The organism is Virgibacillus sp. MSJ-26 (assembly GCF_018918075.1).
Lineage (GTDB): Bacteria > Bacillota > Bacilli > Bacillales > Amphibacillaceae > MSJ-26.
Window position 1 is genome coordinate 17,211 of sequence record NZ_JAHLPW010000010.1, and the last position, 25,021, is coordinate 42,231.

The 25,021-nt window shown below is 36.9% G+C and carries 22 protein-coding genes; 7 read left to right on the top strand and 15 right to left on the bottom strand.

Annotated elements, in window-relative coordinates:
* Positions 1-459: 459 nt before the first annotated feature.
* Both KQI49_RS10645 and KQI49_RS10650 read right to left on the bottom strand, forming a co-directional pair.
* The gene (locus KQI49_RS10645) at positions 460-1,854 is read right to left on the bottom strand and encodes a S9 family peptidase (protein WP_216488833.1); all 1,395 of its coding nucleotides are present in this window, start codon (positions 1,852-1,854) and stop codon (positions 460-462) included.
* 338 nt (positions 1,855-2,192) lie between these two features.
* Positions 2,193-3,791, bottom strand: coding sequence for a glutathione ABC transporter substrate-binding protein (locus KQI49_RS10650; protein WP_216488835.1), 1,599 nt, complete (start codon positions 3,789-3,791; stop codon positions 2,193-2,195).
* Between the two features lie 281 nt (positions 3,792-4,072).
* On the opposite strand from KQI49_RS10650, the gene KQI49_RS10655 reads away from it, so the two are divergent.
* A complete protein-coding gene (locus KQI49_RS10655; RefSeq protein WP_216488837.1) occupies positions 4,073-5,062 on the top strand; it encodes an asparaginase in 990 nt (329 codons plus the stop codon).
* Positions 5,063-5,126: 64 nt separating this feature from the next.
* Here the strand turns inward: KQI49_RS10655 and KQI49_RS10660 are convergent, their stop codons facing one another.
* The gene (locus KQI49_RS10660) at positions 5,127-6,437 is read right to left on the bottom strand and encodes a serine hydrolase domain-containing protein (protein WP_216488839.1); all 1,311 of its coding nucleotides are present in this window, start codon (positions 6,435-6,437) and stop codon (positions 5,127-5,129) included.
* A gap of 193 nt (positions 6,438-6,630) precedes the next feature.
* On the opposite strand from KQI49_RS10660, the gene KQI49_RS10665 reads away from it, so the two are divergent.
* On the top strand, positions 6,631-7,752 hold the full coding sequence (locus KQI49_RS10665) for a carbohydrate kinase (RefSeq protein WP_216488841.1): 1,122 nt from the start codon (positions 6,631-6,633) through the stop codon (positions 7,750-7,752).
* Positions 7,749-8,654 (top strand): pseudouridine-5'-phosphate glycosidase, encoded by a 906-nt coding sequence (locus KQI49_RS10670; protein WP_216488843.1) that lies wholly within the window; start codon positions 7,749-7,751, stop codon positions 8,652-8,654. Before KQI49_RS10665 ends, KQI49_RS10670 begins: the two co-directional genes overlap by 4 nt.
* 86 nt (positions 8,655-8,740) lie before the next feature.
* Here the strand turns inward: KQI49_RS10670 and KQI49_RS10675 are convergent, their stop codons facing one another.
* From KQI49_RS10675 to KQI49_RS10715, 9 genes are all read right to left on the bottom strand, one after another.
* The gene (locus tag KQI49_RS10675; RefSeq protein WP_216488845.1) at positions 8,741-10,354 is read right to left on the bottom strand and encodes a gamma-glutamyltransferase family protein; all 1,614 of its coding nucleotides are present in this window, start codon (positions 10,352-10,354) and stop codon (positions 8,741-8,743) included.
* Between the two features lie 628 nt (positions 10,355-10,982).
* On the bottom strand, positions 10,983-11,315 hold the full coding sequence (locus tag KQI49_RS10680; protein ID WP_371817557.1) for a 4a-hydroxytetrahydrobiopterin dehydratase: 333 nt from the start codon (positions 11,313-11,315) through the stop codon (positions 10,983-10,985).
* Between the two features lie 293 nt (positions 11,316-11,608).
* Positions 11,609-13,333 (bottom strand): M56 family metallopeptidase, encoded by a 1,725-nt coding sequence (locus KQI49_RS10685; protein ID WP_253286793.1) that lies wholly within the window; start codon positions 13,331-13,333, stop codon positions 11,609-11,611.
* A 41-nt stretch (positions 13,334-13,374) separates the two neighbouring features.
* On the bottom strand, positions 13,375-14,064 hold the full coding sequence (locus KQI49_RS10690; protein WP_216488847.1) for a LolA family protein: 690 nt from the start codon (positions 14,062-14,064) through the stop codon (positions 13,375-13,377).
* A 1-nt stretch (position 14,065) separates the two neighbouring features.
* Positions 14,066-14,461 carry a LolA family protein gene (locus KQI49_RS10695; RefSeq protein WP_216488849.1) on the bottom strand — a complete coding sequence of 132 codons (396 nt, stop codon included), beginning with the start codon at positions 14,459-14,461 and terminating at the stop codon, positions 14,066-14,068.
* Between the two features lie 14 nt (positions 14,462-14,475).
* Positions 14,476-15,918, bottom strand: a complete 1,443-nt coding sequence (locus KQI49_RS10700) for a sensor histidine kinase (protein WP_216488851.1) — start codon at positions 15,916-15,918, stop codon at positions 14,476-14,478.
* Positions 15,915-16,616: a response regulator transcription factor gene (locus KQI49_RS10705; RefSeq protein WP_216488853.1), complete on the bottom strand. Its 702-nt coding sequence runs from the start codon at positions 16,614-16,616 to the stop codon at positions 15,915-15,917. Before KQI49_RS10705 ends, KQI49_RS10700 begins: the two co-directional genes overlap by 4 nt.
* Before the next feature lie 308 nt (positions 16,617-16,924).
* Entirely contained in the window at positions 16,925-17,224 is a 300-nt protein-coding gene (locus tag KQI49_RS10710; RefSeq protein WP_216488855.1) for a DNA-binding protein, read from the bottom strand.
* 281 nt (positions 17,225-17,505) lie between these two features.
* Positions 17,506-18,804, bottom strand: coding sequence for an acetamidase/formamidase family protein (locus KQI49_RS10715; protein ID WP_216488857.1), 1,299 nt, complete (start codon positions 18,802-18,804; stop codon positions 17,506-17,508).
* A 257-nt stretch (positions 18,805-19,061) separates the two neighbouring features.
* Here KQI49_RS10715 and KQI49_RS10720 point away from each other — a divergent pair, with 257 nt between their 5' ends.
* On the top strand, positions 19,062-19,823 hold the full coding sequence (locus KQI49_RS10720) for a creatininase family protein (RefSeq protein ID WP_216488859.1): 762 nt from the start codon (positions 19,062-19,064) through the stop codon (positions 19,821-19,823).
* A gap of 102 nt (positions 19,824-19,925) precedes the next feature.
* Here KQI49_RS10720 and KQI49_RS10725 read toward each other — a convergent pair whose 3' ends face one another.
* Positions 19,926-20,375 (bottom strand): Lrp/AsnC family transcriptional regulator, encoded by a 450-nt coding sequence (locus KQI49_RS10725; protein ID WP_216488861.1) that lies wholly within the window; start codon positions 20,373-20,375, stop codon positions 19,926-19,928.
* A gap of 260 nt (positions 20,376-20,635) precedes the next feature.
* Between KQI49_RS10725 and KQI49_RS10730 the strand changes: the two genes are divergently transcribed.
* The 3 genes from KQI49_RS10730 (at position 20,636) to cax (ending at position 23,120) form a co-directional block, all read left to right on the top strand.
* Positions 20,636-21,202 (top strand): chromate transporter, encoded by a 567-nt coding sequence (locus KQI49_RS10730; protein ID WP_253286794.1) that lies wholly within the window; start codon positions 20,636-20,638, stop codon positions 21,200-21,202.
* Positions 21,202-21,741, top strand: a complete 540-nt coding sequence (locus KQI49_RS10735; protein ID WP_371817558.1) for a chromate transporter — start codon at positions 21,202-21,204, stop codon at positions 21,739-21,741. Before KQI49_RS10730 ends, KQI49_RS10735 begins: the two co-directional genes overlap by 1 nt.
* Before the next feature lie 290 nt (positions 21,742-22,031).
* The gene (cax, locus tag KQI49_RS10740) at positions 22,032-23,120 is read left to right on the top strand and encodes a calcium/proton exchanger (RefSeq protein WP_216488867.1); all 1,089 of its coding nucleotides are present in this window, start codon (positions 22,032-22,034) and stop codon (positions 23,118-23,120) included.
* A 9-nt stretch (positions 23,121-23,129) separates the two neighbouring features.
* Here the strand turns inward: cax and KQI49_RS10745 are convergent, their stop codons facing one another.
* Together KQI49_RS10745 and KQI49_RS10750 are read right to left on the bottom strand one after the other, a co-directional pair.
* Positions 23,130-23,756, bottom strand: a complete 627-nt coding sequence (locus KQI49_RS10745) for a class I SAM-dependent methyltransferase (protein ID WP_371817559.1) — start codon at positions 23,754-23,756, stop codon at positions 23,130-23,132.
* Between the two features lie 71 nt (positions 23,757-23,827).
* The gene (locus tag KQI49_RS10750; RefSeq protein ID WP_216488871.1) at positions 23,828-24,808 is read right to left on the bottom strand and encodes an ornithine cyclodeaminase family protein; all 981 of its coding nucleotides are present in this window, start codon (positions 24,806-24,808) and stop codon (positions 23,828-23,830) included.
* Positions 24,809-25,021 lie beyond the last annotated feature (213 nt).

Below are 25,021 nucleotides of genomic sequence, written 5' to 3' on the forward strand. Positions count from 1 at the left end.
TGCATACTGAATCACTAATGATATTAGAAGCAGTGCCGCCTTCAATCTTTCCAATGGTTATAACTGAAGCCTCTAAGGGGGCTAGTGCCCTACTGACGATTGTTTGCAAGCTTACAATAAGAAAGTCTGCGGGTCACAATTGGATTCATCTATTGGAGGCACATTCATTATTTGCCCTTAAACAATAATACCGTCTGCGTGTCTCTTTAATTTATGAAGTACATTTAATAATAAAATATTTCGTATCCTTTGAACGTAGTATACATAATTTTTGAATATTTGTATATAACATTGTTTTGACTTTAATCCAAATGAAAATCAATTGGAGAAATAACCGACTTAATGATTTCCCTTTCTTTGTTTTGACATAATTTTGTTTGGATAAAGAATTAATATGATTAATTAGTGAATTGTCATATATTTCATCAAACTTAGGTGGTGGTTGAAGTGGCTTTTAATTCACCAGAAGAAACAGCGAAGATGGCTAAAGATGCCGGGATTGGGAAATGCAGTCGGTGGTGCTATGCCAAAACCTTTTACAAGCCACTTTAAATCTGCGACAGCATACATTCTCTTTCGGACATCATCTAATTTCACGTAACTTCTGCCATACCCCATACTTCCTCTTACGTTCGGGGCAATCACGGCAAATCCTAAATGTGCTAAAAGTTGGATAGCAGGATTAAACTGTTCTCTGATTTGGCTCTCCGGACCTCCATGTACATAGACAACAGCTGGCTGATTACTTTTTTCTTTTCCATATAAAAAGTATGGCACTTCAAGTCCATCAAACGAATGAAAATGACAGAGCTCAGGTTCCATCCATAAATGGCTAATCTCCTTATCATCTCCAAACCAAGTAAGTCTTTCGGACGTTTTATTGTTCACATCCACTTTCCATATATCTCCAGGAATTACCGCACTTTTAAGCCCTAGCACAAGTTCAGTATTACTATACCAATCGAGTGATTTATACACACCTCGAGGAAGACTACTTATTTGCTGGTGTGTTTGTGATGTAACATCATATAATCCAAGTGTTGAAATACCACCTTCGTTTGTCGTATATGCTAATTGTTCCTCATTAGGAGAAAGTTTTATTTCTTCAATGTCCCAGTCCTTATTGGAAAAAAGGTGGTTTACTTTTTCCGGATTTCTTAACGAAAACTGATGAACACCTAATGTATTCCGTTCGATATCTGATAATATAAAGCCATCTTGGCCATTTTTGAATAACTCTATTGAAGCATATCTTGCTAATTCATTTGTGTCACCAATTATGGTTAATTTTCTTGTTTTAATAGCAAACAGATAAAATGATCTATCTATGTTCGTATCTGCCATGCTTAAAATAAGATGGGCTCCATCGTTGGTCCAACTTACAGGTGTGCACTGGCCATCGTTTTTATATAAAAGCTCTTCTTTTCCTTTTGATAAATCATAAATATAGATATCAAAATATCCAGGATGCCTGCGATTGCTAGTAAATGAAATAGTTTTATCATCAGGCGACCAGCCGCCAAATTGATGAAAATGGTCCTCAGATATCACCAACTCTTCAATATCTTGACCTTTATTTTTTAATAAATAAAGTTGTTGCTTCTCATTTCCGTTCTTATCCATGCCTACAATAGTTTCTTTTCCAGAATGTGAGTGATGAACTGACAAGATTCTGTCAGACAAATCCGTATACTGCGTCGTATCTCTGGTTTCACTGTCCCATTTCCATACTTGTGGAAGTCCTGACTTTTTGGATAGAAATGTAATAGAATTTTGACCAGGGATTATTACTGGACTATACGCTTCGTTGACATTTAAGTAAGCCTTTAATAAATCTTCATTAGATTTTGTCATATGGTTAATCTCCTTATTTCATGTTCTCCTGTATCGTTTTACTCTATGTAAGCGCCCGACTCCAACATTTTAAGTATCATCATAACTAAATACGGAAATATTTAAGAAAGCGAATCTAGTAATCCAGATTCGCTTTTTTCTTAATTAAGGAAACTATAACATTAAAATTCCTGTGGATAACTTTATACTGAAATTGGCCACGTCCAGCGCAAGGCGCCCAGCCCGCCTGAGGTCTTAAGCAATAATCCTACGTGGCACTCCGGTTTCTTGCTTAAGCTGTGCCTGAGGCTAACCGGGCGTCCTGCGCTTTTGTTCTAATACACCTTTATTCCCATCGATTACTCTTCTAAATAAGTATCCTTAAGATAAAGAACTTTTGTCGGTAATTGAATGAGATCTTTTACTTCATCACGAACACCAAGTGAGTATTTTTGATGTAAAACATAAATCATCGGTGCAATGTCAACTAAGTCTTCCTGAATTTCACTGTAAATGTCATTACGCTTTTCTTCATCCATTTCTTTTCTTGCTTCTTCAATTAAAGCGTCAATATCATCATCTTCTAAGAATGACATATTCCCCGCATTGCCTAAGTTTTCAGAATGGAAAAGCGGATATATCCCTGTATCGGCTGTTGCAGTTGAATTTGACCAACCAAGAATATACATTTCTTGTTCCCCATTATCGACTTTATCTAAATAGGCACCCCACTCAAGGATTTCTACTTCAAGATCAATCCCTATTTCTTTTAATTGTGCTTGGACATTCGTTGCTACATCAATCCGTTCTCGACTATCGTTTGTCCAAATTGTTGTAGAAAATCCATCTTCATAACCCGCTTCAGCTAATAGTTCTTTTGCTTTATCAACATTGTATTCCAATCCCGAAATTGAATCGTCATAGCCTGGTACAGCTGGAGCTAATGGACCAATAGCCAATTCTCCAACACCATTGTAGATACCATCTACAATCTGTTCTTTATCAATGGCCATTGTAACTGCTTGGCGAACCTTTTCTTCATCAAATGGCTCTTGGGTTACATTAAACCCAATATAATCTAGTGCCACGCTATCTTGTTCAGTAACATGCACACCATCTGCCCCACTTACTTGCTCTATATCTGATGGGCTAAGAGGGTTTGTAATATGTGAATCACCTGTTTCAATTTCAGCAATCCTCGTTAAATCTTCGGAAACGACTTTAAATGTCACCGAATCTAGTTTAGCCTCACCGTCCCAGTATTCTTCATTCTTTACAAGTTTTATAGAATCACCAGGGGTCCATGATTCAAATTTAAAATAACCTGTCCCAGTAGGATTCTCATTAATAACCGTACCAGGTTCATTTCCTTCTTCCATGGCTGCATAATCGTCTTCGATTTGTTCTTTTGAAATCATGCCCCCAACATTATGCGCAAAATGGGATGGAAGCGCAGAAAAAGGAAATTCAGTTATAAAGCGAATCGTATAATCATCTACTACTTCAATTTCATCAATCATAGCTAAATAGCTTGCTGCTGGTGCGGCAACATCAGGATCTAAAACACGCTCGACATTTGTTTTGACAACATCGGCATTAAATTCTGATCCATCATGAAATGTAACCCCTTCTTGCAACTTAAACTCCCAAGTAACATCATCGATTGCTTCCCAGCGTTCTGCCAGTAACGGTTGAAGTTCCATATCTTCATCTTGTCTAACTAATCTTTCAAAGATATTTGTTTGAACATCATAAGAAGGCACGTCATTTACACCAGCTGGATCTAAAGATACGGCATCAGATAAATTGGCAATGACCAAATCACCGCCTGAACCTAACCCCTCTTCTTCACTATCCCCTCCAGTTGCAGAAGATTCTTCAGGTTCACTTGCACAAGCAGCAATCATTACACCAACCAATAAAAGTAATGAAAGTAAAAACAACTTCTTCATTCTCATTTGATAAATTGCCTCCTCGTTATAATAGTTAGAAATATTTAAAGATAAACAATAGTATATCTGATTGAATTTAGTAAATCCAGTGTTTTTTCAATTAATTATAAGCACTATATCACCTTTAAATATTGTAACCGCATACAAGGTTATATTAACGCTACTTCTTACCATGAACGTATTTATGAGGTTTTTAAAGTTTCTAATCTTTTGTTTGTTAATTAACTTGCATTCTTTTAATATCCCATTTATTTTTAAGTTAGAGTGACTAAAAAGGATTGAGAAAAATGAAGAAGATAATAATAATACATTTGGGTGGAACTATTTCTGCTCAAGGGAAAAATCGTCTTGATTTAAAAGATTATCAATCAGGCAAAGTGAGTGGGGATGAGTTTTTCAGTAGTCTACCAGAGATACAGAGTTTAGCAGACATAAAAATGTATGAATTGGATGGGGTTAGTAGCACTAATATTAATATAAAACATTGGATGAAACTTAAAAGGCTGATTGAAACTTATTTAAATGAAAACCAATATGATGGTGTAGTAATCACACACGGAACGAGTACTCTCGAAGAAACTGCCTATTTTCTGCATTTAAAAATTAACTGTAAAAAACCCATCGTACTAGTTGGGGCGCAAAGACCTTTTTCCGCATTAAGCTCGGATGCACCGCTAAACCTAATTCAAGCTGTGAAAGTCGCTGTGCACGAAGCTTCAGAAAACAAAGGTGTTTTAATAGTAAGCAATGACAGAATCTACAGTGCGCGTGATGTTACTAAGACAGATACGTACCGTTTAGATACTTTTCAATCAACGGACTTAGGGTGCCTTGGCTACATTGAAACAGATGACACTGTCCAATATTACCGGGAACCGCTTAGAAGGCACACTATCCACTCTGAATTGACAGATGTTTCTTTAAATAAAGTTCCTCTGATTGAAATAGTGTACTCTTATGCCGGCGCAACAGGTACCGTTATTGATATGGTTACACAGTCCAAAAACTATCAGGGTATCATTTTAGCTGGAACAGGCGCAGGGCGCTTTTCGAATCTTGAAGAAGAAGCTCTTTCGCGTGCTATTGACGAAGGATTATTCATTGTCCGAAGCAGCCGTGGGGGCAACGGAAGAGTCGTTGATATTGATGCTTTTAGTCATTTAAACCTCATCACTGGAGATAATTTAACACCACAAAAAGCGCGTATATTATTAATGCTTGCCTTACTGAAATATGATTCGTTAAAAGATATACAGAAAGCTTTTGATGAGTATTAAATTACAATTAAAGGAGGGATTCCTCCCCTCCTTGTGTTCTATCTATTTGTTATTCAATTTGCCATTACTTTTTACGTAATAACATTCGCATTCCCATAAAAATTGCCCATGGTTTCTGTTCTCTATTAAAGTAGAATTGAATTGGCTTTTCATTCTCTTTTATGATAAGTGTTTTCTCATCACTTTCCACTAGGGAAAATTGCCCACCTTCCATCTGTGCTGTTAAATCACCATTTACAAATTCAATAACAACACGCTGGCCTTCCTTATTTACAAACTCCCCGACAAATCTCTTTTTCTCTTCTTTATTCAATGTTGTCACTGGTAGCACGCTTTCCTTCGTACTTAAAGGAAGTTCAAGAACTGTATTGACTGCTTCCAACCATATATCCCCAGCTGTAGCTCCGGATAAATTCGTTAACACAGCTATAGAAATATTTTTTTCAGGCAAAAATCCAAAATTTGAAGCCACACCAGGCTGTCCACCACTATGCTCAACTAATGTTGTTCCGTAATAACCAGGTGTAACTTTAAAGGCATAACCATAATAGGTCTTCTGATCCGTTTGCACATATGGTTGATAGATTTTCTTTAAAAACCTTTCAGTAATTGTTTGTTTATCCTCGACTTTACCACCGTTTATGAAAAGATCTCCATACTTTATTAAATCGAGAACCGTTGACCGAAGACCGCCTCCAACTTCATAATTTCCAAGCTTTGGCCATAATTGTTTTTCATGCTTTTCTTTATCTTTGTCAAAAATATATGGAACAGTCACATTCGTAAACTTCTTTATCTCTTCAATACTAAAAGTTGATCGATTCATTTGTAAGGGATTGAGTATTTCTTCAGTGATATAACGACGATATAGGCGCCCTGTTACTTTTTCTATGATTGCTCCCAGTAACAAAAAAGCATCATTTGAATAACTGAAATACTCACCTGGTTTTCCAAGTATATCGTGATTTCTTTCTCTTAAATAGGTTAAATGCTCTTCAAAATGATTAAACTCTTCATGACGTTCGATTGGTGCAAGACCGGTTGTATGAGTTAACAAATGATGAATTGTCACCTGTTCGATCGGCTCAATTCCTCTGATACTAAACTTTGGTAAATATGTAGAGACAGGATCCGTCAAAGCGATTTCCTCTTGAGCTACCAGTTTCATTATAGCTAGCGCGGTAAAAGACTTTGTTACCGAAGCAGTTCCGAAAAGAGTATCAGGGGTAACTGGAAGTTCAGCTTCCATATCTCTGAATCCAAATCCTTTTTGATAAATTATCTCATTGTCTTTGCTCACCGCAAGTGCTACTCCCGGAATATGTTCTTTTTCCATACGTTTTTTCAATTCTTTTTCAAAGTTCATCCAATTCATCTAATCACCTCTTTAAATATTAAACGTCAATTCTTCTTCTAATAATATCATAATTATAAGATTGCGACGATTGACGAAATACAGAGAACAATTTATGAATGTACAAAGTCCTACCAAACTAAGATTATATTATAATTGACACCAGCAAAACATTAGTTTATTATATAAACATAAGTTTAAAGGTGGTGTGACGATGCTTGAAAATAAGTGGGATTCATTAAGCAAAAATGAACAAAAGATTTATCGACTAATTAAACAAGATCCTTTTATTAGTCAACAAGAACTTGCCAATAAAGTGAACTTATCTCGCCCCTCAATTGCTAATATTATATCGGGGTTAGTTAGAAAAGGGTATATTCTTGGTAAAGCATATGTTTTAAACGAAACAAAACCTGTTATTTGTATTGGTGGAGCCAATGTTGACCGCAAGTTTTATTTAAACAATACATTAGAATGGAAAACATCTAACCCCATCCGTTCAACTCAAAATGCCGGTGGTGTTGCACGCAATGTTGCCGAAAATCTGGGTCGGCTTGGCTCGCCTGCAACACTCATTACAGCTAGTGGAAATGATTCAGATTGGTCTTTTATCGAAGCTTCTTCAACTCCCTATGTAAATATGGATGATGTGATTAAACTACCTGACGTAACAACCGGATCATACACAGCGCTTTTGGATGCAACAGGCGAAATGTCAGTTGCTTTTGCCGATATGGATGTCTATGAACAGCTAACTCCAGATATCATTCAAAACAAATCAGCTATGCTCTCACATGCAAGATGTATCATTGCCGATTTAAACTGTCCAAAAGATACACTAGAAACATTAGGAAACGTTACTAAAAATCATCACATCCCTCTCATTCTTATAACTGTTTCATCACCTAAAATGAAGCGAATGCCAGATAATCTTGATGATGTCACCTGGTTGATTACAAATATTGATGAAACGGAAGCCTATTTTACACAAAAGATTTCAACAAATACTGAATGGAAAAGCGCTGTCGAACGTTATCTTGATTTAGGTATTACAAATGTCGTCATTACCGGCGGAGATAAAGGAGCAATGATTGGAAATCAGGATGAGGGTATCCATCATATACCTTCGATTAAGCCTACAAAAATTATTGATGTGACTGGAGCAGGTGACGCTTTTTCTTCTGCAGTAGTTTATGCTTGGCTAGAAGGTGAGTCTCTACTCAATATTGGTAAAGCAGGCATTGTAAACGCGGTCCAGACATTAACATCACCCTATACTGTTCGTCAAAATTTATCTGCTACACAACTACAAACTGATATGGAGGAAACAAAATGAAACAATATCTAACTTTCTCAGAAGAAGTTTTAGCAGCAAAAGAAAATAATCAACCCGTCGTCGCTCTAGAATCAACTATTATTTCACATGGTATGCCGTATCCGAAAAACGTTGAAACTGCCCGATTTGTAGAAAAATTAATCCGTGACAATGGAGCTGTTCCCGCAACCATTGCGCTTATGGATGGAAAAATTAAAATAGGCCTATCCGACGATGAGCTAGAATGTCTAGGTAATAGTAAAGGTGTAGCAAAAGCCTCTCGGCGTGATCTCCCGTATTTGCTTGCTACAAAACAAACTGGAGCTACAACTGTCGCTGCTACGATGATTTGTGCTGAACTTGCAGATATAAAGATTTTTGCAACAGGTGGAATTGGCGGAGTCCATCGTGGTGCTGAAACTACAATGGATATTTCGGCCGACCTAGAGGAGCTTTCAAAAACAAATGTAGCTGTCGTCTGTGCTGGAGCCAAGTCTATTCTCGATCTCGGACTTACCCTTGAGTATTTAGAAACACAAGGTGTCCCTGTCATTGGTTACGAGACCGATGTCCTCCCTGCTTTCTATACAAGAACAAGTGAATTTCCTGTTAACTTTCGTGCTAACGATGTTCAGACGGTTGCCAATACACTTAAAACAAAATGGGATTTAAATTTAAATGGTGGAGCAGTCATTGCAAATCCTATTCCAGAGGAACATGCCATGCCTGAAGAGGAAATCACGTCAATTATTGAAACAGCTCTCCAAGAAGCAGAAGAAAATAACATTCACGGTAAAGATGTCACACCATTTTTACTAGGCAAAGTTGTTGAGTTAACTGAGGGCAAAAGTCTAGAAGCTAATATCGAACTCGTTAAAAACAATGCTATCCTCGGAGCCAAGCTTGCTGTACAATTAGGATAATCTATTTTGAACACGAAACAAGCACCCTTTATTTGAGTGCTTGTTTATTTTTTTATTCTCGAACGGAATTATTATTTTTAACATATCTACCAAGCTGCGATACTACCGTCTGTTCGCGATTCAGTACCACCAACTAATACACCGGTTTCAGGATTACGCCAGATGATTTGTCCACGACCAAAACTATTAGGCTCCATTGCCATACGAACATCATGTCCTCTTTCTATTAACTCAGATGCGATATGATATGGGAAGCGGGGTTCGACCTCTACAACCTTATCTCCCATCCATTGCCATCTTGGCGCATCAAGTGCAGCTTGTGGATTCAGTCCAAAATCAATGGTGTTCATTAATACCTGGACATGGCCTTGGGGCATCATTAATCCCCCCATAACACCGAATGGTCCGACCGGTAACTGTCTTTTCGTTAAAAAACCAGGAATAATCGTATGATAAGTTTTCTTACTACCTTCTAAGGCGTTGACGTGACTAGGGTCCAGTGAAAAGTCATGCCCACGATTTTGTAATGAAATTCCCGTCCCAGGAACAACCAGTCCAGAACCAAAGCCCATATAATTACTTTGAATAAGGGATACCATATTCCCCTCTTTATCAGCTGTGGCAAGATATACGGTTCCACTTGCTTTCGGGTCACCTGCTTCAGGTGTCAATGCTGCCTCATTAATTAATCGTCTTCGTTTGGCAACGTAGTCTTCCTCTAGAAGTTCTTCTAAAGTAACAGACATCCGAGTTTCATCACTAACATACTTAAAACCATCGGCAAATGCGAGTTTAATAGCTTCAATCTGTTTATGATACGTTTTAACAGATTCTTTATCTGTAAAATTAAACCCTTTTAATATATTCATCGCTTGCAGGGCCACTACCCCTTGTCCGTTTGGCGGTAACTCCCAAACTTCATAGTCTCGATATTTAATACTGACCGGATCAACCCACTCCGATTGATGATTCGCTAAATCTTCCTGCGTTAAAAAGCCACCCGTTTCTTTGGAAAAATTTGCGATTTCTTCCGCTAATTCTCCATGATAAAATGCAGTCCCCTTTGTTTCAGCAATTAATTCTAAGGTTCTAGCATGATCTCTAGATGACCAAACATCACCAACTTGGGGTACTTTTCCATCTGGTGCAAATGTATCAAACCATGACTTAAATTTATCACCTTTTAAATTTTCATTAAAAATCCGATAGGCACGTCGCCAAAACTTTGCCAAGGTTGGTGATAAAGGATATCCTTCAGCTGCATATTGAATGGCTGGTCGTAAAACTTCTGTAAGAGGTAATTTCCCAAACCGTTCGGATAACTCGACCCAAGCACTTGGAGCACCTGGTACAGTGACGGGCATCCAACCATACTTTGGCATTTTTTCATAACCTTCTTTTTTGACCGCCTCAATCGATATTGCTTCCGGAGATCGCCCACTTCCATTCAAACCATGTAATTTCCCTTTAATCCAAACAAGTGCGAATACGTCACCACCAATGCCATTTGAAGTCGGTTCAACAACCGTTAAACAAGCTGCTGTCGCAATCGCAGCATCTATCGCATTCCCCCCTTTTTTCAGAATATCCATTCCTGCGTCAGCTGCCAGTGGCTGTGACGTTGCCACCATTCCATTTCTAGCAAAAGTTGCATTTCGTTGAATTGGATAAGGATTTGCAAAATAGTTTAATGATTTCATTGTAATAACCCCTCTTCTAATAATGTTGAGCTGACATTGATTCTTTTTTATAACATTGAAGGCTCAGATCGCTAACTTATTGGAGTTTGGAGTTAGCTTATTTACCAGTAATCGGCGACACTTCCTTTATCTCCTTTCCGCTCTGTCCAATTCTCCATATATTACCGATCTAGTGTTGCGCTTTCTTATCAAACGCTAAAGGTTAAATTTATATCAGTGAATGAAGGACAAAATATCGAGAAAATACTAAAACTTGTCCTTCATCTGTGTTACGAAGATATAGACCTCTATATTTTCTACCTCTTTCTAATCGGAGCTAAGAAAGTAAATAGGAAGATATCTTATATGAGAGGTATTTTTTAAATTATTCATATACTATATAATTTAAAAATAGTTGTCAATATAATATCTTTTTATAACTTTCCCTTTCCTCATGTCTATAAGGATTTAGAGTACTTATGATTAAAAATTTTTTCCTATATTTGAAGAATATTTTATGATTGGTCCCATTGATTCCTTTGTAAGAAAGGAATTTTCAAAAAAAGATAAAAACTAACTAAAATAGGCATTGAAAAGTTCAATTAAACTTTTCAATGCCTAGGTTTAAGCTCACTCAGTTATAGTAATATCACTCATAAAAGCTGCAATAAATAGCATCAAAGTCTTTAACCATTTCGATATCCAGTTCAGTTATCCCTTTCGCTCGCCAAGAAGAAATTTTAATTGTTACTTTTTTATAATCTATTTTAATACTAGGATGATGTTGCCGTTGTTCTGCATACTCTCCGGCTTTTTTAGCGAAATTAACTCCATCCAAATAACTGTTAAATTTGTACTCGCGCGCTATCCACTTATCACTAATTTGCTTCCATTCTGGTAATTTACCCAATTCTTGATCAAGCTTCTCAGCATTAAGCGGCACCATGTTATATTGATCTTCAGTTTTATATTCGTTTGGCACATGCTTCCCTCCTTATGAATGCTCATTTATAACTTTCCCTTTAGATTGATTTAAAAAACAAAAATAAGTCGCCCTATTGATTTTTCATTATCTGGGTCGCTCTTTGTACACTCCAAAAGGAAAACAAATAAGAACCTATAAAAAGTAATCCCCAATACTGATAATCATATACTAAAAGAATAATAGCACTAATGGAACACGATAGGCTGAGGATTGTCAAAACAATGAATTTAATGTCTTTAATGACCGGCCAATTCAACAGCCTCTCCCCTTTAATTATAATTAACTCATGACTAGCTTTTAACTTTCCTTCTCCCCCAATCAGGGATTGATTCTTTAATTCGACCACCCAACCAGGCTGTTACCATTTGGCACCAACTCAACGATGAATACAGAGTTTTAATTCTCCAATAGAGTGGTGGATGAGCTTGAAATTGAAATTCAATAAATCTGAAAAACCAGTTATCACGGGCTGTATTTGATGTTTCTTTCATTGGTTTTTCGTCTGTGATGCTATACTGAAATTTTTTATCCCTTGCTGCATCTAGTGCTAATCCTAGTTCTTTGAGACCTTCTGCCATTTGTCGTGTACCACCTACTAATAGTCTTCCCCCCAAAAAGTCAGCTCGCACTTCAGTCAATTGGGCTACAAAAGATAAATAAATAGGCAACACCGTCATAGTAATGTATATGGTTATTATAAATAGAACCATATTTTCAGCTAGTAGAGTTATATAATCAAAAAAGACATAAATGATTAAACCGAGAAGGAGAAACATGACCAAGCGTGTGATTTGATTAATTAAAACATCTCGTTTTTTAATATGGATGATTTCGTGAGCCAATATAGCTTGTATCGATTCTAGAGACAACTGAGTCGTAGCGGTCGTCAACATGATCGTTCCCCGACCAATATTCATTCCAGTCGCAAGACCATTATGAACAGGTGAGTCAATTAAAAACAGCTTTATATTCGGAATACTAGCTCGCCTGAATAGTTCTTGAGCTTCATTATACAAATGGCCTTCCGTTAATTCCACAGCATCTGTTCCTGCGATAAGCAGCCGATCTGAAACGTAAAGATTAAACAACCACCACATAAGAACAAAGGTAATCATGATATACGAGGGAACGTCAAGCCAAATAAGAATAAATAGTAGTCCTGTGTAAGCTGATATACCTTTAACGGTCATGGCAAAATAACCTTTCCAGAAAAGCCGCTTTAAATTTTCCGGATGCCATAGTGGTAAAACATGCTTCTCTTGTTTTTCTTCATCATCTACATAATCTATAAAGATGTTTTGCCATGCGCGAACGTTATTTGGTGTAAAGTAAATATTTTCACTAGGAAAGGATAATCTCAAAACTTGATGAAATGATGTCGTATAGTCTTGATTTTCAGATAAAAACGTAAATAACGGATGAAGTTTCAATAAATCGGGCGACGACTCAACTTGAACTTCTTCCAGATCATTCACAGGTAAGTCCCTAGATTCAAACGTTGATAAAATAATTAATCTTTCCTGTTGAGGCAACCAATAAACTTTTGTAAATAAAGCATTCCCAACTCGGGCAATTAATTGAGTTATCAAAGTAATTAATCCGATTCCAATCAAAAATTTCAGCACACTATAGATCTGAGGTGCAAACAGTAAAAACACAATTGCTCCTGCACTAATAACCACTGCCAAAATGACGTCCACGCTAATACGCTTTATGTCTTTTTCTTGATTAATGATGCTGTAATTACAATCAGCTAATTCTTGTTTCAATTGATATCTCTTATTCCGTTTATTCTTGTTAAAAATGACACCTAGATTTCCATACATCATTGCCATTAAACTAAATAACATTATGGCTTCGGTAAAAGGATAAGCGATAAAAAGATAAGCTAAGCTCACAATGATTAACGTTATTTCAATGATATTTCCAATCAATTTCTTAAAGAGAAATGGAATGAACGCAATTAAAACAGACAACGAGATAAACCCAATGATGGTATATGCTCCAGGGAGCAATTAAATCCCTCCTTTCTATATATGTCATAGTAAATAGTTCTCTACTCAACAATATTCATTGATTCAGCAAGATTTTGGAGTTCTTCAAGACTAATTGTCGGATCAATAATAACTAAGGAGTAGTTTAATCCGTCTTCTTGCCAAAACATAGCTCGAAAACCATCCGTATCTGTGAACGTGCCATCTTGATCACGGATAGTCACTTCTTTTTCTTCAGGAAAACTAAAGTCATCTTCTAAATCCTTAGGTGATTCAAATACCGACAAAGTCAGAAACGGGGCACCCTCTTTTTTGTAATCAATGTTAACCTCTGTTCGGTCAAGTTCACCAGTGAGTTCATCCTTTTCTATGGTGGATATTTCTAGACCATCTTCTTCAGGAAAATAATAAAACGGTTGGCCTATTCCTTTCTTAGCTTCTTCTAAGGTTACTTCCTCTGTGTCAAGTAAGTCTTCCGAATTTACAATGTCTGCATCATCGGGTAGGTCAAGTGTGAATTTATCTACAGGAATATCAACATCGAAGTCGATATCGTTATAGACCATTTCAGTTTTTTGATTACCAGAGCTGGAAATCATTTTTAAGGCCATCCAATTTTCTTTATCAATCCATATTTCTTGTTTTCCTAATAAGGTGTTTTCTTTATTAGGAGTCGCTACTAAATGATAGGTTGATCTTCCAGCAATTTTTTCCTCACCCTTACCAGATATTTCATGAGTGTCGCGGATCATATCAAGAATAATCTACTTGTGCTTTCGGTGATGGTTGATTAAATTCCAATATTTCCTCATCGTCAATGATGATTGCTTGATTTTGTTCTTCGTCATAAGTTGTAATTGTTTCTCCATTATTTACTGAAATAGCTTTCTCTTCACCATTTTGATTTTCAATTTCAACTCTTATTTTTCCGTCTTTATTACGCCACTCTTTCATTACCATCGTTTCAATAACGTCGCCATTTCCACTAACCGTTGTCGTTGCTTCACCGATGTAAGATTCTGTTTCTTTTTCATCAAGTGCATTATTAATCATTTGTTCTGGTGAATAATAACTTTCTTCCGAGCATCCAGCCATTAAGACCACGCCTCCTATCGCACAAAAAATGATCAATCCTTTCAAAAGTTTCATTGTCTTCCCCTTCTTTACTGTAGTTTTGGTAATTCACATATCACACACGTACCAACGCTTTCTTTCGAATAAAAATAAACGTTGCCATCATGTTTTTCAGTAATTTGTTTTGTAATACTTAAACCCAGTCCAGAACCGTGTACGTATTGTTTACTTCTCGCCTCATCTGCTTGATAGAGCGGATCAAAAACGTGAGCTGATTTTTCTTCTGATAGACCTTTTCCTTCATTTTGCACGATGAAGTACACGGCATTTCCCTTCCAAAATTTAGGTATAAAGTCAAACAGCCAATCAGGAGGCATCATGTCACTTGAGAGTGCGGCTATCCAAAGGCGATTTTCACTTTTCGTATGCTGAATCGCATTGCTAACTAAATTGTCCGCTAGCCGCATCATCTCTTTTGGATTCACTTGATATATTCCGCAAACATCTACTGTCGTTTCAAGATAAATCCCTTGTTTCCTACTTACCTCTTCGTAATCAGAGACGAGCATTTCGAAAAATTCACCACCGTCAACCTCGACTAACTCCATTTCATGGCTCGGTGATTTGAGTAATGTGTATGTTAACAAGTCGTCTAGCATATGTTGCATAAAGTCCGATTTTTCCACAATGACTCGTCGGTATTCCCTTTGTTCCTCATTTGTTAACTTTTGCGTATGAAGAGCTTCAGCATAAGCCTTGATTGATGTGAGTGGTGTCTTTAAATCATGAGAGACACTCGCTATTAAATATTCTTTTGTTTCTTGTTCCTGTTCGATTGTTTCTCTCGCAGCATCAATTTGTTGCTTCATATGATAAAAATGTTCTGTTAATTCCCCAATTTCGTCTTGGTTTGTCGGCCGTTCATTCACTGTTTTTCCAGCTGCATAAGCCGACATGTCACCCATCAATCCAGTGAGACGAGTATTTAGTTTTTTATTCACAAGCCGAATCACCGTTAAATAAATCAGCACAAATACAACAAAAAAGAGGCCTCCAACAATATAACTGCGTTTTTCCACACCCGCAACCCATTCATCTCGAGCTATTTCTATATCAAAAAAGCCAATGAGTTCATGATGATCAAAGACGGGCTGCTTATATGAGAATGAACTATACCCCTGTTCTAACTTGTACAAATCTTGATAGAGTTGCCCTTTGCTAAGCGCAAATTGTGTTGATTGTATTGATGGGTTCGATGAATAAACAATCACACCATTTTTATCGTAAAGCGTAATTAATTTTGTTTGATCAGTGTCCCTCTCAAGGTGCCTCCTGTCTGCTTGTGAAGCGTAGAGCGCAGGATTGTTCAATTTTTGTTTAACATCTTCTAATTCAGCCCGTAACTGGACATGTTCTTCCACTTTTTGTTCATTATTATATGAATTAATCCAGGCAAACAGAAAATAAGCTGTAATTAGAGGAAGAATCATCACCATTAAATACGAGATTAATAGCCACGTTTTTATTTTCACTTTTGCTCACCGATAAACTTATAACCTTTACCCCAAACGGTTTGAATAAACTGTGGTGTTTTTACTGGATCATTTAATTTTTTACGTAATGATTTGATATGAACGGTGACAGTATGAAGACCATCTGCTTCTATTTGATTCCATATATGTTCATAAAGTTCTTGTTTTGAAAAAGTATGTCCTGGATGTTTTGCTAAAACATCAAGTAAGTCAAATTCTTTTACAGTTAATTGAATTTCTTCATTAAGTAGGATCACTTTACGTTGGTCCCAATTAATTTTTAGTCCATTTGTGTATTTTGAAATGTCTTCTGTTTCAGGGACACCTTGATACCTATGCCACCTTCTTAATTGTGAATTAATGCGTGCTTTTAATTCTACGAGACTAAATGGCTTTGCCAAATAATCATCCGCACCAAGACCAAGGCCTTCCACCTTGTCTTCATCTTCCTTTCGTGCACTGATAATGATGAGTGGCACGTCACTTTTCAAACGAATATTTTTACACAAAGTAAAGCCATCCATTTCTGGGAGCATAAGATCAACGAGAGCAAGATCATAGCCCGCCGCCTGAAAATCCTCCCAACCCTCAAGACCTGTTGTTGCCCAGGTCACCTCATATCCATCTTGGATCAATGTATCCCTTATAATGCGCGCAATTTCAGAGTCGTCCTCCACTAGCAAAAGACGTGCTTCCATGATGATTCCTCCCCCTACAATGTCAATATAACACCCTTTTAATAAGTTAAATAAAAGTTTATAAATTCTTTATTATTACAAAAGCGCAGGGCGCCCGGGTAGCCCCGAAAAGCTTAAGCAAGAAAACGTAGTGGCAAGGTTTTTGCCACGTAGATTTATTGCTTAAGACCTCAGGCGGGCTAGGCGCTGAAGCTGGATGGGACAAAAGCGCAGGGCGCCCGGCAGCCCCGACCAACAACATTTTTCCATTTCAAAAAAATAAAAAAGCCAGTTTTTCTTATTATACATTGAAAAACTGACACTAGTATCTAATTATTGTCCGCATCTCCTATTTCCAGTAGCCACTTTTTTAATTTTTCCCTTGGATAATACGTTTTGCCATTCAAAGTGAGATGTGGCACATTTGGATGCTCCTCTATTAACTTTTTAGCATCTTCCTTTGTGACACCAATGAACCAATGCACATCTTTTTCACCAATTAATTTATGTTCATCATCGTCACTTAGATCAAATAAGTCTGGCGTCGTTGGACTTTTAAAGTTTTGTAATCCACTGCCTATGAAATAGCCTGCAGCCGCTAATCCAAGACCTAACCAGAAAAAATCCATATAAAAACCACCCTTCAGTTCATATATTTGATATATCTAATATAACATGGGCAAAGTTTTTCAGGATTAATTTTATAGATTTTTTACAACTTCATGTTTAGGCTTCTCCGAAAACCTTAACCATAAAAAAACCGAACTGGATTCGATGCTTTTTGGTAAAGACCCAAATCCGTTCGGTTTTTTGATTTGTTTTAGAAAACAAAGCGTTTAATCTTATTATATTATGAAAAAATGGTGATGAATCATCCAGTAGAGAATCTAAGGATAGTTGCATCTACTATTTATAACACATATTGATTCTTAATTAAATCTAGCAATCCTTTCTCCTTCAAATATGATTCAGGTGCTAGAAACGTAACTGTAACGACACCCGGATGCCGACCAATTTCTATTGAGCCGTTGATTGTAGCACGATTCATTACTTCTGGAACAGTAATGCCAAAAAGATTGGCCGCTCTCTCCATGCCATTGGTTGTCGCATCATTAAGATCTGCACCAGATCCGATAAATGAAATTGGATAGCTGTCTTCTATTTCACGCACGCCCCATTGCTCACTAAGCGCAAGAGCTTGGCGCTTTTCGTCTTCTGTGAATGGCTTAGCTAAATATGGTAAGTCTTCAGTAACTGGGAGCAATACTGGACCATCTAAATTTACATTTTTCAAGACATTCACTTGAAGGTTGACGATACCGGCGACATCGGCTGTATGACCAGCAATTTCACCGTCACCTTGCATAGCGTGCATGTCCCCAACATATACTCCGCCTCCTTCAACTTTCACAGGACAAATTAAAATGGCTCCTGTTCTTACTCGATTGACATCCATATGACCATCTGTCCGGTGTTCTTCAAGTTCTTCTTTTGTCATACTATAATCATGTGGTACATCAAGTAAAGATTGCCCAAAGTCACCAGCGTTATGTGAATCTGGAAAGGCTCTTGCAGGGGTTGTACCTAATTGACCTAGGAACGGTCTTAAGCGAGCAATCACTCCAGGCATATCATGGGGTGCAAGCGTCAAAATTGAATTTTGAATGGACTGTTCTGGCGTATTCATATATGTTCTTCCGTCTTTCGCAACGGTTTCAGCTGCTTGTTTATTTAAAGTTAAACCAACCGACTTGTCATCATTAAAAGCGATTGAATAAGCATGTGTCAGGGCAAACGGTGTAATAACGGTATCACATTTTACACAACGTATTGCTTCTTCGCCAATTCCCTTAATAACTGTTTCGGGATTGACAGTTCCACATCCTGGACATTTAGCCGCCACAAACGGATCACCATTAAAATGTCCCTCAACAGGCACGTCATTCCCTGAGCCAGACGCAATAGACGTGACTTCAATATTTTTGATGTGGATAGCAATAGCGTCCCCTACTTCTGCTCCTTCAACGTAGACAGGTCTTGTTACTTCATGCCCACCTTTTAATTCAGGTGTAATCATCGGTCCCCAACAACCTGGTGCTGTGTTTGCGACAATAAAACCACCATCTTTTACTACATACTCCATTTCCTTACTTGGATCGAGAATCCCATCTGTGAACCTATTAACATATACGGTTTGTTTAGCTGTCATTTAGATCCTCTCCTTAGAGTTGGTATACTTCTATAATACTCTATTAATCTACTCAATTCATGTAAATAGCTTGATTTCAAGCAGTCTACTCCCCAATTTCACAAAAATTCGTCTTATATTAATTCACTCAAAGCATTTGTAAACTTTAAAAAGTTATTTACTACCTTGACGTCTCTTTTAAAGACCGTTATAGTTTAAAAAGAATATTAAAACTTTTTACGCAAATGACTGAAAATGGATGGAGATGTATTAGTAAAATGAAGAAGTATATTTTACCTGATATGACGTGGCCTGAGATTAAAGAAGCGCTTAAGACTGCTTCGATTGCTATTGTTCCAGTAGGTGCACAGGAGCAACATGGTTATCACATTGCTGAAGGTTGTGATTCTTACCGTGCCAAAGAATTTTCCGCCCTGTTAGCTGAAGAGTGTTTTCCTAAAGTGTTAGTCACACCTACTATTAATTTTGGAGTTTCCCCGCACCATATGGATTTTCCGGGAACCATCACTCTTCGACCTGAAACGCTGATTGCCATTATGGAGGATGTAGTATCTAGCTTAAAACATCATGGGATTAAGAAATTTTTATTTCTGAATGCCCATGGTGGGAATAGTGCACCTTTAGGAGTGGCTGCGGAGAAATTAGCTCGTCAATACGAAGTGGAAATAGCTCATACTAAATTTGTTGACGCGGCAAAGCAAACACTTCGGGAAGATATTGACTCAGAATATTTCGGACATGCCTGTGAGCGTGAGATTTCTGAATGCTTATACTTAGCACCAAGCATTGTTAGAGAAGATTTAATTGAAGAGGGAGATATGAATCGCGATGCATTTGCTTTAAACTATATGAAAAGTGATTTTGTCAAAGTTGTTTACCAGTTTAATGAAATTACGAATAATGGAAACATAGGTGATGGAAGAAAAGGAAGCTACGAACTCGGTGAGAAAATAATCCAAGAAGCCCTCACAAATTTAGCTGAATTTATTGATGATTTTGTTGAAGCTAAAAGAGAATGAAAGTTAAGAAGAAGTAATATAAAAATGCCCATGTTGCATAAGGATATATAACTTTCCTAATACAATATGGGTTTTCTATTGCCAACCAATTATTTAATAATATTATAATTTATAACCGCCACGACTCTTAAATCGTTTCAGAATAACATTGCTCTCTACTCTTGTTATCCCTTCAACAGCATATAATTCATTGTTAATAAACTCTTCAAGCATTTTAAAATCATTTACAAGTACATGCATATGGAGGGTGCTTGGCCCTGTCATTTGATATATGCTAGCTACATTAGGGTTATTAGCTAGATTTCCCGCAACCTCTTGTAAGTTTTTCGGCTCAACATCTACTTCGAAAAAAGCTGACACTTTTTTACCGAACTTTTCTGAGTTAACAGTGATTGTAAAATTCTCAATAACACCTTTTTCAATTAAGTTTTCAATTCGATCTTTAACAGCTACACGTGATAAACCGACTTCTTCAGCTAATTCTACATATGATTTTCTACCGTCTTTGACAAGGCAATCAATAATTTTCTTGTCTGTCTCATCAAATTTCATTCTTACCCCTCCAAACTTATCCATAAACACAGTATACCATTTCCGCCATCTAATAAACGATATTTATATTGAAATTATTTATTGCATATACATTTAATTTACGTCTATAAACAAAATGAAGGTTTTTATGATATATATTATCATTAATAAGCATAATCAGTTGATAACACATATATTTGCATGGCGTACTTTGACTTTTTTTACAAACTTTCGTATGATAATATTATTTATTGGCGAGGCAAAAGGAGATGTTATCATATATGCATAAAAATTTATTCATGGCCTTTTTCCGGGCCGGAATGCTTGGCTACGGGGGAGGATTGTCAGCCATTCCTTTGATGCAAAAAGAAGTGGTCGAGAGATATCAATGGATGGACGATGATGAATTCTCCGATATTCTAGCGTTGGCTAACACTTTACCTGGCCCCATTAATACTAAAATGTCAGGCTACATAGGTTGGAGATTAAAAGGGTTTTGGGGAATGTTAAACTGTATTATAGCTACAGTTGCACCAACTGCATTCTTAATTATTTTATTATTAACAACTTTAAACGCGTATAAAGATAAGCCGTGGGTGCAAGGCATGTCGAAAGGCGTCCTCCCGATCGCTGGAGTGATGATCGGTGTTTTAGCTTGGGATTTCATTAAAAAGTCTAAGTTATTAATGGGATGGAACATGACGATAGTTTATCTAGTGTTAAGTTTGCTCCTGATAGAATTAGTTGATATCCATCCAGCCATTGTCATTGTTGCCCTTATTTTATACGCTCTTTTATTTAAATCAAAAGAAGAAAGACAACAAAAGCAAAAACAGGAGGGTGAATGATGTTAACCACGTATTGGCAAATTTTTTATTCTAATTTCATTGCTAATATATTAGGTTACGGCGGTGGACCAGCAACCATCCCTCTTCTTCAACGTGAAGTTGTCGATGAGTATGGTTGGTTTAGTAACCAAGAATTCAGTGAAATGGTTGCTTTAGGAAATGGATTGCCTGGACCGATTGCCACAAAGATGGCTGCCTATATTGGCTATGATCAAGGTGGCATCATTGGCTCTATTATTGGTGTTTTCGCTTCTGTTGCACCTACAATCGTAATGCTTATTGTTCTATTAGGGATCTTACTTAAATTCAAAGATTCACCACGAGTGAAAAAGCTAACGCAAATTATTCGCCCTACAATTGCTATATTACTCGGTGTTATGACTTATGAATTCTTTTTTGATTCATATATCGATGTTGGAATCATTCATACCGTTCTTCTGATTGTTGCTGGTTATTTCTTTTTAGAAATCAAACGAGTCAGTCCTGCATATGTTGTATTAGGAGCTCTTATTTATGGAGCCGTATTTTTAGGTGGATAGAGAGAGCAATCTGAGTAACTCCTCTATCCTTTATTATTGAAAAAAGCATATACATATTTAATGCAAGATTAAATCAACAGATTTATATTGAGATTCTAATTAAATCATTGTCGAATCACCACAAAAACTTTCTTCTAACAGCTTATTCCCCAGGAAATAATCGAATCGTTGGTCAAATTCTCACCACTTTTACTTGCTTTACATTATGAATTCATTTTCTCCCTATAAAATCAATAAATAGATAAACTTCGGGTATGCTAACTATTGCTACTTTTAAAGGAGTTTTGTTAATGGCAAATAAAATATTTTTTGGGCTAACAGCTATAGGCTTACCTATAGCTATAATTGGTGCAATGATGGATTGGTCGCCTGTTCTTATGTTTACTATTTATTCTTTAACTATCATTGCATTAGCGGGATTAATCGGAAAATCAACGGAGAGGTTAGCAATTGTCTTAGGGCCACGAATTGGTGGGTTACTTAATGCGACATTTGGTAATGCTGTTGAACTGATTATCTCTATTTTCGCATTGAAATCGGGGTTGATTGGCATTGTACTCGCCTCTTTAACTGGATCTATATTGGGTAATTTACTTTTAGTTGGTGGGTTTTCATTCTTTATTGGTGGGCTAAAATACAAGCGGCAAACGTTTAATATTAATAATGCTATGCATAATGCTGGATTACTGATATTCTCAATCATATTAGCTTTTATCATTCCTAAGGTGTTCACTTTATCAATGGATGAAAGTCAAACAATGTTCCTCAGTGTAGGTGTGTCCATTACACTTATTATACTTTACTTAGCCGCTTTGTTCTTCAAATTATTTACACATCGAGGACTTTTTCAAAGTAAAGAAAAAATACATCCTGAAGAAATAAAATCCAATCAATCGACAGAAGTCGTTGAAGAAGAACCTGAATGGAGTAAAGGCAGAGCCATGACCATCTTGGCGCTAGCAACTCTGGCTGTTGCTTTCATCTCAGACCATCTCGTTGATACATTTACCGTTGTCGGTGAAACATTTGGCTGGTCAGAATTATTCATCGGAGTAATTATCGTTGCCTTCGTTGGTAACGCTGCTGAACACGCCTCAGCTGTTTTTCTAGCCTATAAAAATAAAATGGACGTGGCGGTAGAGATTGCTGTCGGATCTACCCTACAAGTCGCAATGTTTGTTGCCCCCATTCTAGTTGTAATATCGATGTTTTTTCCTATCTCAATGCCACTCATCTTTACATGGCCAGAGTTAATTAGTATGATTACTGCTGTTTTATTAATCATTATGTTATCAGTTGATGGCGAATCAAACTGGTTTGACGGTTTAGCTTTATTAGGTGGATACGTTATTATGGCGATAGGTTTCTTTTTGATTTAGAAAGCATATTTATTTTTGACAGACAACAATTCCAATTGGAAAGTTTGTATCTTTAGCAAATTCCTCAGGCACAATTAGAGCCCCGGCTTGGTAATAATAGTTCGCTGACTCGTATCTAGTAAATAATGCTTTAAATTGTTTTTTAGTAAGTTGATGAATATGAAATGGATTACCACAAGGCTTGCCACGACCCTGACCAAATGGTGTCGATAAAATCAAAGAGCCACCTGGTTTCAGCATGTCATAAATATTTTTTAAAAATTGTTCTTCTTCCTTTATGTGTTCAAGCGTTTCAAAACTAACAATAGAGTCGAATTGTCCTAAGTGTTGTGGGAGGTTGTCGCTCACTACATCCTCCTCTATAAATATAGATTTCGGATGATAGTAACTGTACCGTGCATAGTCTAAAGCCTCTCTACTATTATCTATACCAATGACTTCATTAATTTGGTTCCTGCAACGCTTTGCTATAATGTGGGTGCCATATCCAGATCCACAAGCTAAATCAAGAACGCGTCCTTTGACATACAGATTCGCAAAGTGATATCTGGCAAGATGTTCAATAAGCATATAATCTGTAACGTCCATTTTCTCTGGTATGACTCTTTCTCCTGTGTCTTTTAACAACTGATTCACCTCAAATATAGAAAAATAACACTTATGTCAAAAAGCGCATGCTTGTTACTAAATGTCTATTTTAAAAGTTCTTATATATCGATTTCTTCACCAAATCCTCGGCTTTTCGCTAATTTATAAACTCCTTGGGCTAATGCTTGATCAAAATAAGCGCTCCCTACTGATTTAAAAAATGTTATTTCCTGATTATTTTCCCGCTTAAATGTACTTCCATCGACTTCATAAAGTTCAGCATAGATATCTGCAAAGCGCCAGTTACCTAGTTCGGTTGCGTGAATCAGTTCCCCAGCTTCCTCCTTGACACCTTTTATATCATCAACTATTATCTTATCTGCTTTTTGAATTGTCGTAAGATCAACTTCTCGCATTGTCGGTAGAAAAGATCCAACCCCATTAATATGTGTTCCTTCTTGTAATCGAGTTCCGTCAAACACAGGATCCTTTGAACGCGTTGCACAACAAATAATATCTGCTGTTTCAACAATCTGATTAACATCACTGGAAATATTTATCTCACAAGTCACACCGAATTTAATTAACTTTTCTTTAAATTGGAAAGCTTTTTCTCGTGTTCGATTAAATAGATTGATCGTACTAAGCGACCGTACTTCCAATACACCAAGCACTTGCTCAAAAGCCATGGCACCTGTTCCGATTACAGCCAATTCACTGGATTCCTGACGAGCAAATACTTCAGAAGCAACACCACTTAAGGCTCCGGTTCTTAATCTAGTAAGATATGATGCATTCATTAAACATAGATGTTCACCAGTTTCAGCATCACTCAAGAGTAGCACACCTTGAGTTGTTGCTTTTCCAAACTGAGGATTTTTGGGGAAAATGGTTACGACTTTCACAGACGCCTTATCCTCATGCAAATTGGCACTCGGCATATATAACGCTGAGCCTTCCTGCTCTGGAAAATTAATAACGGTTCGCTCAGGATTTAGTATCAATTTTTCTTTTTTAGCTTTCATTCCTTTTTTAAGATCTGATATAGCATCTTTCATAATATAATTTTCCATCATGTCTTGTTCAGATATAACAAGCATTGCCTCATCCTCCTTATTCAGCTTATGTAAAGCTACTTTAAAATTATTCACTACTAGCTAATTTTTCCCGCTGACTCTTATGTTCATGAGTTCTCTTAATAGTATAATAGCAAAAATTTAAAACTACATAAAATTTACGACTTGTCCTCAGAGTTCAGACCAAAGAAAGTTTTCGCTTTATCATTGATCTTAATAAGGCTATTGTGCAGTTTG